We start from the raw sequence: 12,609 nt of genomic DNA on the forward strand, positions 1-12,609 counted from the left end.
AAAAACAGTTGTCCAGTATCAACAGCATGATGAGCCGTACACGCTTTTTATAGGCATTTTTATCTGTGCTTTTTTCGGTATATTCTCTCTCTTTTTATTTGAAACCATAGCTTATCAATGTGAAAACGCGGAAGATGTTGTGGTTGTTTTAATAGCTTCAGCAGCCATATCCGTTTAGTTTTTGAAAAATTCATCTTACAAGAAAAAATAACCTATGCTGCAGTTATTGGCACACTATTGTCGATATCGGGCATGTTTATTATTTCTTGTAATGGTGGCAGTAACCATATTTTTATAATCTATTCTTCTGTAGCAGTTATGGGCTATGGTATTTTTTCTGTTTTGATCAAGAAGTTTGACTTAAAAGGGAGATTGTACCTCACCAGATTATTACTCTTTTTGGGATCTATGTTTTTAAGTATCCCCTACTTCACCAATATACACCCTATTGAATTCAGTTATAACAAAACCATTCGTTTGTTATCACTATCCTTTTCTGCTTACAATTGTGGGCTTTTATTGCACACAAAATCATTAACCTATTTAAGTCTTTCCAAAGTTCAGGTGACCGAATTATCGGAAACTGTTTTTTCGGCGATTTTAGCCTGGCTATTTTTAAAAGAAACCCCTAGTTCCTAATTTATTTTAAGATCTATATTCATTATAACCGGGATTGTTTCAATTAGCAGAATCGGCTTTACCTTATAAAAAAACAGAGAGATCTCATCATAATTTTTAACAAAATATACTTTTTTTTAAAAGTACAGATCTAAAAAAAAACAACCGAAAAACAATCGTTTTTATATTAGTTAGGATGTCCATTGCCAAAGAGGCATTCCGCTATTTTTGCGTTTCGTTTAATTTAAGCCTATTTTTGCAACGCAAAACTGCAGATTAATTATGGAACTTATTCACAGAAATCTCCTGATTGGCATTCACGATGCGCTACAGGAAACTTTTTTCGAAAAAAATAAATATGCCGACAAAGTGATCGAGAGACTCCTGAAAGCGCATAGAAAATGGGGCAGTCAGGACAGAGCTGTGGTTTCGGAAATCTTCTACAATATTATCCGATGGAAAAAACGCTTAGAATATTACATGGGAGAAGGTGTAAAACCTAACAATATTTACAAACTCATCCTTACCTATCTTCTCTGGAGCGAAACCCATTATAAAAAATTTGATGAATTTGAAGGGATTAAAATTGCCAATACCCTCAACAAGCTTAAAAAAGGAACTCTCCCTACAAAAGCTATAGAACACTCAATTCCAGAGTGGCTTGCAGAAACGCTAGAAAAAGAACTCGGAAACCAGTGGGAAAAAGAAATGACAGCGCTTAATAAACAAGCGCCCACCGTACTACGCGTCAACACTCTAAAAACCACCAAAGAAAATTTAATTGAGGAGCTGGAAGACAGCGATATAGAATCTTCTCCAATCCGAGGATACATAGATGCCGTAGAATTAACAGAAAAAAGAAACGTCTTCTTAACCGAAGCTTTTAAAAAAGGAATGTTTGAGGTGCAAGATGCTTCCTCCCAATTAATCGGTCAGTTACTGGATGTAAAGGAAGGTATGCGCGTGGTAGATGCTTGCGCAGGTGCAGGTGGCAAAACTTTGCACTTAGCAGCCCTCATGCAAAATAAAGGACAAATCATTGCGCTTGATATTTTTGAATGGAAATTAGCCGAATTAAAACGACGAGCCAAAAGAGCGGGAGCTCATAACATCGAAACCCGCTTTATCAATGACAATAAGGTGATCAAAAGACTCTACAACTCTGCAGACAGGCTTTTAATCGATGCACCATGTTCGGGTCTAGGCGTACTGAAAAGAAATCCCGACAGCAAGTGGAAAATTGACCAAGATTTTATCGACCGAATTATTAAAGAACAGCAAAATATTCTGCAAGATTATTCTAAAATCATAAAGAAAGGCGGACAATTGGTGTATGCCACGTGTTCCATACTACCCTCCGAAAACACCTTACAAACTCAAAATTTTATAAACAACAATCCTGAATACGAGATTATTCGGGAAGAAAACATCATGCCTAGCCAGGGTTATGACGGTTTTTACATGGCCCTGATCAAAAGAAAAGGCTAGAAAGAAAGCCTCTACCCGCCCCCATAGCAATATCTCTTCTTAATTTTTTTCAGAGAAGGAGGGGATATTTTTACATAAAAGTTAAAAAAACACATGAAATGAGATTTATTTAAGAGTATTTTACTAATTACCTTCTTTTTATTTGGTTAAAAACCAATCAAAACCCATATTTGCATTGATAAATTAAATTTAAAATATAAAACCTTAATAAAATGTGTGGGATTGTATGCTTGTTTGATGCCAAACAAAAAACTGAAACTTTAAGACCCCAGGTATTGGAGATGTCTAAAAAAATAAGACATCGTGGTCCGGATTGGTCTGGAGTTTTCCAAAACGAAAAAATAATTTTTTCTCATGAAAGACTTGCCATCGTAGACCCTACTTCGGGAAAGCAACCCTTATTTTCTAAAGATGGAAATATTGTGCTAGCCGTAAATGGTGAAATCTATAACCATCTTGAGCTGAGAAAGGAATTTCCGGACTACGAATTTCTCACCCAGTCCGATTGTGAAATTATTTTGGCACTTTACCAAAAACATGGGAAAAACTTTTTAGAAAAACTAAACGGTATCTTTGCATTTGCCCTATACGATATCAAGCAAAACACCTATCTTATTGCCCGAGACCATATGGGGATTATCCCTTTATACCGGGGATGGGATAAATATGGAAACTTCTATGTAGCCTCAGAACTTAAGGCCTTAGAGGGGGTGTGCAATAAAATAGAGGAATTCCAGCCCGGTCAACTGCTCTACGGTAAGGAAGGCGAGCACTACGAACAGTGGTATAAAAGAGACTGGGAAAACTATGAAACGGTGAAAGATAACAACACCGATATTTATTTACTTAGAAAAGGATTGGAAGACGCTGTTCACCGACAGTTAATGAGCGATGTCCCCTATGGTGTTCTCTTATCGGGAGGCTTGGATTCTACCATCATTGCAGCCATTACTGCAAAATTCGCTTCAAAAAGAATTGAAAGTGGTGATACTCAAGATGCTTGGTACCCACGTCTCCACAGCTTTGCTGTAGGTTTAGAGGGCTCTCCGGATCTTTTGGCAGCTCGTAAAGCGGCCGATCATATAGGTTCTGTTCACCATGAGGTGAAATACACCATACAAGAAGGCCTAGATGCCATACGCGATGTTATTTATCACTTGGAGACTTATGATGTTACGACCATACGCGCCTCTACGCCCATGTATCTTCTCGCAAGAACCATTAAATCCATGGGAATTAAAATGGTACTCTCAGGAGAAGGTTCCGACGAATTATTCGGAGGTTATCTCTACTTCCATAAGGCCCCTAATGCCCAGGCTTTTCATGAAGAGAATGTAAGAAAATTGAAAAAACTTCACCTCTACGACTGCCTACGTGCCAATAAATCACTCATGTCATGGGGTATTGAAGGCCGCGTTCCTTTCTTGGATAAAGAATTTATAGATATTGCCATGAGCATGAATCCTCAAGATAAAATGATTACCCCTGAAAGAATGGAAAAATGGGTTCTGCGCAAAGCCTTTGAGGATCTTCTACCTGAAAGTATTTCCTGGAGACAAAAAGAACAGTTCAGTGATGGCGTAGGCTATAGCTGGATTGACACTCTAAAACAAATTGCAGAAGAAGAGGTCAGCGATGAGATGATGACCAATGCCAAATACCGCTTCCCTATCAACACCCCCATGAACAAAGAAGAATACCGATACAGAAGCATCTTCCATGAGCTATTTCCAAGCGATAGTGCTGCACTTACAGTACCATCGGTACCTTCTGTGGCTTGTTCTACCCCTATTGCTTTGGAATGGGATGAAGCCTTTAAAAAGATGAATGACCCTAGTGGCAGAGCTGTAAAAGTACACGATGTGAGCTACTAAAAAAACTAAACTCGTATCCGAAAAATGCCAAGACATTTTCTGTCTTGGCATTTTTTTAACACGAGTAGAGCAGCTTAATTTGATACTAAAAATCAGCTCTATCTTTTATCACCCCCTTAAGAATATAAAAAGTCGGGAGGTTTATAATATTTTCTGGATTTTTATGGTCAATAAAGCCTGAAAATTTTAGAAAAATGTGGAAATTTGCACCCCTTAATAATCCCTTCATGAAACTTTGTATTGCTGAAAAACCAAGTGTAGCCAAAGAGATCGCCAAAGTATTAGGCGCTCATAATTCTATGCAGGGTTATTTTGAAGGAAATGGTTACTGGGTAACCTGGACCTTCGGCCACTTATGCACACTTAAAGAACCGCATGACTACGGCCCTCAATACAAGTCGTGGAATTTAATATTTCTACCCATTATTCCGAATAATTTCGGAATTAAACTGATTGCCAACAAAGGAGTGGAGAAGCAGTTTAAAATTATAGAAAGCCTGGTGAGCCAATGTGAGGAGGTCATCAATTGTGGAGATGCCGGCCAAGAAGGTGAACTTATCCAGCGATGGGTTCTACAAAAAGCCAAGTGCACTAAACCTGTAAAAAGACTCTGGATATCCGCTCTTACAGAAGATGCTATTCGAGAGGGTTTCGCAGATTTAAAACCTGCTGAAAATTATCAAAACCTTTATCTTGCAGGCAATGCCCGTGCAATAGGCGACTGGTTATTAGGAATTAACGCTACCCGTTTGTTTACAAAAAAATTTGGTGGTAATAAGACCGTTCTTTCTATAGGACGTGTTCAGACGCCTACCTTAGCCATGCTAGTACAGCGCCAAAAAGAAATCCAATCCTTTCGAACCGAAGATTATTGGGAACTGAAAACCTCTTATCGTGAGGTGGTCTTCAATGCCGCAATAGATCGCTTAAAAACACTGGATAGGGCCGAACAAGGTTTATTCTATTTACAACAACATCCTTTTGAAATAGTTTCATTTGAGATAAAAGAGGGAAAAGAAAAAAATCCACGTCTCTTTGATCTTACCGGGCTACAAGTAGAAGCGAATAGAAAATATGGTTTCTCAGCCGAGAACACTCTAAAATATATACAGAGTCTGTACGAAAAAAAACATACCACCTATCCCCGAGTAGACACCACTTATCTTTCCGAGAATCTTCATCCCAAGATTCATGGCATACTCAAAAGCATGTATTCTTATGTGGAATATACAAAAGATTTATTGTCCAGACCTATCCCTAAGTCCAAAGCGGTGTTTGATGATTCTAAAGTAACGGATCACCATGCAATTATACCTACTGAAATTCCTGCTTCCGACCATCTAAGCAAAGAAGAGAAAATAATTTATGATCTGGTTGCTAAGAGATTTATAGCCGTATTTTACCCAGAGTGTAAAATTTCGAATACGCTGGTGGAAGGAAAAGTGGGCAGTATTCCGTTTAAAGCAAATGGGAAACAAATCCTGGAACCAGGTTGGCGAAAACTCTACGCAAAAGATAAAAAAGAAAATAATAAAGAAGAGGAACAGAATATTCCGGAATTTTCGGCAGGTGAAAGCGGAGAGCACTCCCCTTTCATCCATCATGGAAGAACATCCCCGCCTAAGCCGTATACAGAAGCATCCCTCCTGAGAGGTATGGAAACCGCAGGAAAGCAAGTGGAAGACGATGCGATGCGAGAACTCATGAAAAACAATGGTATTGGAAGACCATCTACCCGAGCCAATATCATTGAAACCCTCTTAAAACGAAAATATATAACTAAAAAGAAGAAGAATCTATATGCCACTCCTACTGGAGTTGAGCTGATAGATACTATAGAAGATGAACTTTTGAAGAGTCCCGAACTCACGGGAGAATGGGAATTAAAATTACGTAAAATTGAACGCGGGGAATACGAAGCCAGCCTTTTCAAAGAAGAGCTGGTAAATATGGTATCGTCCCTCACCCAAAGGGTGATCAATGAAAAATCAAAAATTATAAGCTTAGATTCACCGCTACAGGAAAAGGGGAAAAAGGAAAGCACCCCTAGCAAGAATATTCCCCTAGAATGGGAAGAGGAAAAATGTCCACAATGTAAAAAAAATAGTCTTCGAAAGGGAAAAACAGCCGTGGGTTGTTCTGATTTTAGAAACTGTAATTTTAAAGTTCCTTTTATTATATTCGGCAAAAAATTGACAGAAAAACAAATTAAAACTTTAATTAATAAAGGCAAAACCTCTAAACTAAAGGGTTTTACCCAACACCCTGACTCTATGACAGAAGGGACATTATTGTTCGATGAAAACTATACCCTCATAATAAAAAAGGAGGGCATTTAACGGCTCTTTAAACAATATAAACATCATAAGAGCCACTTACATTTTCATTTTAAACTTCTTCCTCTATATGCTAAAAAAAACTACATTTGTTGGTTTAAAATCTTGTACATGTCTCCAATCCTACTATTATTAATTGTATTCGCCTATTTTGCAATCTTATTCTACGTCTCTTATCGTACTGGAAAAGGAAGTAATAATGAAAGTTTTTTTATCGGCAATCGCAACAGTAACTGGATGTTGGTCGCCTTCGGAATGATAGGAACTTCCCTCTCGGGAGTCACCTTCGTGAGCGTACCTGGGGCTGTAGGGAAAGATAATTTTACTTATTTACAAATCACATTGGGCTATTTAATCGGGTATATTCTGATCGCCTATCTCTTGCTACCCCTTTATTATAAACTCAAACTAACCTCTATCTACAGTTATCTCAGGCAGCGCATGGGAGAAGTATCGGAAAAAACAGGGGCCAGCATTTTTATTGTCTCTCGTTTGGTAGGGGCTACGGCCAGGCTTTACTTAGTCGTCAATATACTACAAATCAGCATTCTGGATAAACTAAATGTTCCCTTTATGGTAACTACCCTTATTATCCTCGGAATGATCATATTATATACCTACGAAGGAGGTGTTAAAACCATCGTATGGACAGATACCCTACAAACCACCTGTATGCTGGCAGGACTGCTAATTTGTACTATTTATATGCTGGATCATATGAACTTAAGTATAAGCGATAGCTTCTCTGCCCTCCACGAAAGAGGTTATACTCAGATTATCGGTACAGATTTTATGAAAAAAAACTTCTTTATCAAACAGGTTATGGCAGGGGTCTTTATTACCATCACTATGACGGGAATAGATCAAGAAATGATGCAAAAAAGCTTATCGGTTACGCATCTTAAAGATTCTCAAAAAAACATGGTCAGCCTCGGATTTATTATGCTCATAGTGATTGCCTTATTTCTCTATATGGGAGGGATACTACACTTATATGCGGCTAAAGAACACGTAACGGCAATTGGAGACCATCTATTTCCGACTTTAGCACTGGAACACATGCCTCCAGTAATCTCGATTATTTTTATCATCGCTTTAATCTCCGCATTATTCCCAAGCGCCGACGGCGCAATGACCGCTATAACCTCATCTTGCTGTATTGATATTTTGGGTATCCACAAAAAAAAGTGGACAGAAAAAAAACAGGAACAGATAAGAAAGAGTATTCACCTCGGCGTAGCCCTATCTTTCCTTATTCTGGTGTTTATCTTTAAATGGATTAATGACAGCTCCATGATTGGGTTGATCCTAAAGCTAGCAGGATTTACTTATGGCCCATTATTGGGTTTATTTGCCTTCGGAATATTTACCCAATATAATGTAAAGGACAAAAAGGTGCCTTATGTATGCTTAGCAGCACCCACACTGAGCTATTTAGTCGATCATTTTCAATCCTATATTTTCGGAGATTTCGAAATAGGCCTTGAGTTACTGATCCTAAATGGCTGTCTCACCTTTCTGGGGCTCTGGATGATTAGAAAAAAATAAAAATAAAAAAACCTGAAGTAAATAGATCTTCAGGTTTTTTTATTTTTATAACCAGCCTTGTGATTTCATCCAATCATCATTGTATATTTTACCGATATAACGACTACCATGGTCGTGCAACAGAACCACCACAACATCATTTTTTGTAAAACGATCTTTCATCTGCACCAATCCCCCGATAGCGCTACCTGCAGAATAACCACAGAAAATACCCTCTTCCAATGCTAATTTACGCGCATACAAAGCGCCGTCTTTATCCGTGACTTTTTCAAAATGGTCAATCACACTCATATCATAATTTTCAGGGATAATATCCTCTCCAATACCTTCGGTGATATACGCATGGATAAGGGATTTATCTATTTCACCCGTTTCATGATAATGCTTGAGCACAGAGCCATAGGTATCAATACCTATTATCTGAATGTCCGATTTTTTTTCTTTAAAAAATCTCCCACAACCGGTAATGGTACCCCCAGTACCCGCTCCTGCAACAAAATGCGTGAGCTTTCCCTGTGTCTGCTCCCAAATCTCAGGAGCAGTGGTTTCGTAATGGGCTTGTCTATTCGAAAGGTTATCGTATTGATTGACATACCATCCATTAGGCGTTTCTTGTGCAAGCCTTTTGGAAACGGAATAATAAGATCTCCTGCTCTCGGGTGGAACATCGGTAGGACAAACTATCACCTCGGCTCCCACAGCCCTCAAAATATCGCATTTCTCTTTAGACTGCTTATCATTGGTTACAAAAATACATTTATACCCCTTGATAATAGCAGCTAAAGCCAAGCCCATTCCTGTATTACCAGAGGTGCCTTCTATAATCGTCCCTCCAGGTTTTAAACGCCCATCTTTCTCAGCATCTTCAATCATTTTAAGAGCCATACGGTCTTTTACCGAATTACCAGGATTAAAAGTTTCCATTTTAGCTAAAACCAGTGCTGGAAAATCCTCTCCCAACACTCTATTTAGCTTTACCAACGGTGTATTGCCTATGGTCTCTAAAATATTATTCGCATATTCCATTAAGATTTATTTTATAGGGGGCAAATTTATAAAATAAAAAATTATCCCCTCTCCAACTCTTCGATTTATGTTTTTTGATCCTACAATGATGCCCATTCTATATAGCTATAAAATAGAGTGGTAGGATTAGAAAATTTTGCACTCTCAAGCATCGCTCTATAACCGATAAAAACGAAACATATTAAATTGCTTCTAGTTAGGATATACAATATATTTTTGTCTTATTCTCTCGTAATCCTGTAACCCAGGCTTCCACGAATCTTTGATCTGCTGTAGAGACATTCCACTGATAATTTGCTTACGAAGCTGGTCACTACCAGCGAGTTTATCAAAAAAAAGATTTTTTAAGAAAAAATCAGACTTCCCCATATTACTCTTATAATTTTTATAAGCTTTTAACAACCATTCTAAATTTAGTCCGTCTGGAGAAAGGGGATATTTCCGAAGGTCTTCACCAAAACATAACTGTCCATTAAAAGGAGGCGTTTTGGCTCCAAAAGAAGGTTGAGGGGTAAATTTGAACTCAAAACCTTTAGTATAAGGAGATCCATATACCTGGAAAGGAAAAGCTGTTCCTCTTCCTACCGAGATATTGGTACCCTCAAAAAAACAAAGGCTTGGATACAAATGAACGGCCGTGTCGTTAGGTAAGTTAGGCGATGGTTTTTCCAAAATAGGGTAACGCCTCTGCTTATGATAGTTTAACATCTTCACGAGGGTGTATCTGACCTGGATTCCATTTTTCAGCCAGCCTTCTTGATTGACCATTTTTCCATATTCTCCAATGGTAAGACCATATAATACCGGAACAGGGTGCATCCCCACAAAAGAACTCCATCGGCTATTGAGAATCGGACCATCTATATAACCGTCATGAGGATTGGGTCTGTCCAATACAATAAATTCTTTATCCGCTTCGGCTGCAGCTTCCATAGCAAGACTTAAAGTAGAGATATAGGTATAAAACCTTACGCCTACATCTTGTAAGTCGAAAAGAACAATATCGGAATCCTCAAGTTGTTCTGCTAAAGGCTTTCTATTTTTCCCATATAAAGAAATGATGGGTAATCCTGTCTTTTGATCTACATCACTGTTTACATGCTCTCCGGCGTCAGCATCCCCACGAAAGCCATGTTCGGGCGTAAATATTTTAGTAATGTTTACATTTTTAGATAAAAGAAAATCTACCAAATGGGTGTGGTTATTATCACTTAATACACCTGTCTGATTGGTTAATACAATAACCTTTTTATTTTTAAGCAAAGGCAAATATATGTCCGATTGATCCGCTCCGGTTTGTAAGCTAATACTAGTCTGAGCTTTAAAAACAGATATAATACTAAAATAGATTAGGCAGATCAGAACTAAATTTTTAATTTTGAGGCTAAAATTCATAGGGGTGAAATTTTCTTTATATTATTCTCGCAAGATAGCATTTTCTAAAGATAACAGAAATAATCTATCCCGAATTATTATCTTTATTGGCCGGCTTTCGGTAGCCTTGGGTATTATTGTTTCGCTCATCACGGTATGCACCGGATTAGGAGCTAAAAAGGCTATTAAGGAAAGAATTGCCGATTTTAACGGACATATTACCGTAAAAGCTCAGGAAACCGACAATTCGTATAATTCCCCAAAATTACACCTCCAAAATTTTCAATATGAAGAAATAAAAAACACACCTGCTATCGCCTCAGTACAATCTTATGCTATGATTAGCGGCATTATGAGAAACGAAAAAAGTTTTGACGGCGTAGTATATAAAGGAGTAGGAAAAGATTTTGATAGAAAACGTTTTGAAAAATTTATTGTTGCCGGAAGCTGCCCTCAGTACGATGAAAAGGGCTACAATAACCAGATTGTGATCTCTCATAAAATCGCAACGGATTTGGGGCTTAATGTTAAAGATTCCATTGTATCTATATTTTCAAAAGAAGATCAACGACCCGTATATCGTAAATTTGAAGTGGCCGGTATTTATAAAACAGACATTAAACTTCTGGATGATCTTTTTGTAATAGGCGACATTAATCAGGTGAGAAAAATCTTAGATATGGATAAAAAGGATATTGGGGGGGTAGATATCTATCTGCATAATATTGATGAAATCGATAAAATATACCCGCAAATCAAAAATCTGATCGGATCCAAAAACTATGCGGAAAAGGCCACGGATATATTTCCTCAAATCAACGATTGGGTAAATATTTTTGATACCAATATTGGATTAATTATTTTCATCATGCTCGTAGTAGTGGTTATCAATATCATTATGGTATTGCTCATCCTCATTATAGAAAGAACCAATTCCATAGGAATACTCAAAACCTTAGGCGCTACTAATTTTCAGATTAGAAGTATCTTTATCCACTATACTCTATTGATTATGATTCCTGGGCTTATCGTGGGTAATTTAATCGGCTTAGGCTTATTGTTACTACAAAAATATTTAGGCATTATATCTTTAAATCCTGATAATTACTTTATTAGTGTAGTACCTGTAGATCTGAATGGTCTGTATATACTAGCCATCTCCTCTGGTATTCTTTTAATAGCGGCTGTGTCCATGATTTTACCTAGCTACTTAATCAGTAAAATATCCCCCGTAAAATCTATAAAATACAACTAAGTTCATCTGCTTAATCTCTTTCCGGTAATGCTTAGACGAAAAAAAGGATAAAAATCGATATATGCCATTTTTCTAGGTATTCAGATGAATACTTTAAAAAAAATAAATCACCCCTTCACCAATAGGGGTATAATTCAACACCTAAAAAATCTTTTTGATATCTTTTAGATTTAGACTTTCTTTATTTCACGCGTCTAATGGTATTTTCATATTCTCGAGCGGATTCGTGCTTAATACCTGTGTTTTTAATTCCCCGTTGAAGTCCGTGAGCTTTCATCTTTTCAGCATAATGGTCTTGGCGTTCTTACATTGCCTTTTACAATGATTTATTTTGCTGAAGCGTCCGTATTGGGTAAGATTTACGGTAATGGCCTGAATATACATTGTTTTCTCATCACGATGAACATTAAATCTAACTATATTCTATATTTTCCTCTCCAAGCTCTGATTTTATGAACTCCAAATTATCTTGTATGCCTTATTTTCGTTTTATCGAATCGTTTTGAATTTCTTTCATTTTTTCATGATAACCGGTCAAAATATGAGTATTGTATTTTACTGAGTCTTCCCGAATTTCTTTAAGTTCACCGGATTTGTTTCGAATATTCTAACCCTGTTTTGATCCTGTCAGAAATAGCGAAATGCAAAGGTTTATTAAATGGATAAGTTTAGGATCTGCATGTTGATAGGTCGTTTCGGCAACAGCTTAAATATCGATATGTTTACTATTCCTCCTGAAGAAACTTGTCCTTTTTCAGGAGGATAAACTGCATAACTCATTTTAAAATGTTTTGAACTTGAATATTTTAACCGACTATTAAAACCTCGTAGATACCACTGATTTTGTTTAATTTACGCTTCGCTTCAATTTAACAAAGTATAGTAGCTATAATTTTAATTAAATTAAAATTATATAAAAATTTATGGTATTGCTAAATTAAGATAGTTTTTCTTATCTTTACTAAAAATAATGGATTGTCCAAAATGTCATGAGTCTGAAAAAGTAAAAAACGGTATTGTCAGGAATCTTCAAAGATACAAATGTAAAAATTGTGGATTTAATTTTACAGTATATAAAAGAGGGGGTGAA

General features: G+C 37.1%; 9 protein-coding genes. 7 read left to right on the plus strand and 2 right to left on the minus strand.

Going from position 1 to position 12,609, the window contains the following annotated elements:
* Positions 1-252: 252 nt before the first annotated feature.
* The 5 genes from GNY06_RS02475 to GNY06_RS02495 all read left to right on the plus strand — a co-directional run bounded on the left by GNY06_RS02475 (position 253) and on the right by GNY06_RS02495 (position 7,864).
* Positions 253-639 carry a DMT family transporter gene (locus tag GNY06_RS02475; RefSeq protein WP_166518647.1) on the plus strand — a complete coding sequence of 129 codons (387 nt, stop codon included), beginning with the start codon at positions 253-255 and terminating at the stop codon, positions 637-639.
* A gap of 261 nt (positions 640-900) precedes the next feature.
* A complete protein-coding gene (locus tag GNY06_RS02480) occupies positions 901-2,106 on the plus strand; it encodes an RsmB/NOP family class I SAM-dependent RNA methyltransferase (protein WP_166518648.1) in 1,206 nt (401 codons plus the stop codon).
* Between the two features lie 212 nt (positions 2,107-2,318).
* On the plus strand, positions 2,319-3,980 hold the full coding sequence (gene asnB, locus GNY06_RS02485; protein WP_166518649.1) for an asparagine synthase B: 1,662 nt from the start codon (positions 2,319-2,321) through the stop codon (positions 3,978-3,980).
* Positions 3,981-4,207: 227 nt separating this feature from the next.
* Positions 4,208-6,319 (plus strand): type IA DNA topoisomerase, encoded by a 2,112-nt coding sequence (locus GNY06_RS02490; protein ID WP_166518650.1) that lies wholly within the window; start codon positions 4,208-4,210, stop codon positions 6,317-6,319.
* A gap of 108 nt (positions 6,320-6,427) precedes the next feature.
* On the plus strand, positions 6,428-7,864 hold the full coding sequence (locus GNY06_RS02495) for a sodium:solute symporter (protein WP_166518651.1): 1,437 nt from the start codon (positions 6,428-6,430) through the stop codon (positions 7,862-7,864).
* Positions 7,865-7,909: 45 nt separating this feature from the next.
* Here the strand turns inward: GNY06_RS02495 and GNY06_RS02500 are convergent, their stop codons facing one another.
* Together GNY06_RS02500 and GNY06_RS02505 are read right to left on the minus strand one after the other, a co-directional pair.
* Positions 7,910-8,890 carry a PLP-dependent cysteine synthase family protein gene (locus tag GNY06_RS02500; protein WP_166518652.1) on the minus strand — a complete coding sequence of 327 codons (981 nt, stop codon included), beginning with the start codon at positions 8,888-8,890 and terminating at the stop codon, positions 7,910-7,912.
* A 192-nt stretch (positions 8,891-9,082) separates the two neighbouring features.
* Positions 9,083-10,285 (minus strand): exo-beta-N-acetylmuramidase NamZ family protein, encoded by a 1,203-nt coding sequence (locus tag GNY06_RS02505; protein WP_166518653.1) that lies wholly within the window; start codon positions 10,283-10,285, stop codon positions 9,083-9,085.
* A gap of 4 nt (positions 10,286-10,289) precedes the next feature.
* Between GNY06_RS02505 and GNY06_RS02510 the strand changes: the two genes are divergently transcribed.
* Together GNY06_RS02510 and GNY06_RS15485 are read left to right on the plus strand one after the other, a co-directional pair.
* Positions 10,290-11,519, plus strand: coding sequence for an ABC transporter permease (locus GNY06_RS02510; RefSeq protein ID WP_166518654.1), 1,230 nt, complete (start codon positions 10,290-10,292; stop codon positions 11,517-11,519).
* Between the two features lie 970 nt (positions 11,520-12,489).
* A partial coding sequence (locus GNY06_RS15485) for a transposase-like zinc-binding domain-containing protein (protein WP_449390389.1) occupies positions 12,490-12,609 on the plus strand: 120 nt, incomplete at its 3' end.

The sequence above is a fragment of the Elizabethkingia argenteiflava genome (assembly GCF_009904105.1).
GTDB lineage: Bacteria > Bacteroidota > Bacteroidia > Flavobacteriales > Weeksellaceae > Elizabethkingia > Elizabethkingia argenteiflava.

Coding starts and splice junctions, on each gene's coding strand:
- GNY06_RS02490 (WP_166518650.1), top strand. CDS start 4,208: ATGAAACTTTGTATTGCTGAAAAACCAAGTGTAGCCAAAGAGATCGCC.
- GNY06_RS02480 (WP_166518648.1), top strand. CDS start 901: ATGGAACTTATTCACAGAAATCTCCTGATTGGCATTCACGATGCGCTA.
- asnB (WP_166518649.1), top strand. CDS start 2,319: ATGTGTGGGATTGTATGCTTGTTTGATGCCAAACAAAAAACTGAAACT.
- GNY06_RS02495 (WP_166518651.1), top strand. CDS start 6,428: ATGTCTCCAATCCTACTATTATTAATTGTATTCGCCTATTTTGCAATC.
- GNY06_RS02500 (WP_166518652.1), bottom strand. CDS start 8,890: ATGGAATATGCGAATAATATTTTAGAGACCATAGGCAATACACCGTTG.
- GNY06_RS02475 (WP_166518647.1), top strand. CDS start 253: ATGTTTATTATTTCTTGTAATGGTGGCAGTAACCATATTTTTATAATC.
- GNY06_RS02505 (WP_166518653.1), bottom strand. CDS start 10,285: ATGAATTTTAGCCTCAAAATTAAAAATTTAGTTCTGATCTGCCTAATC.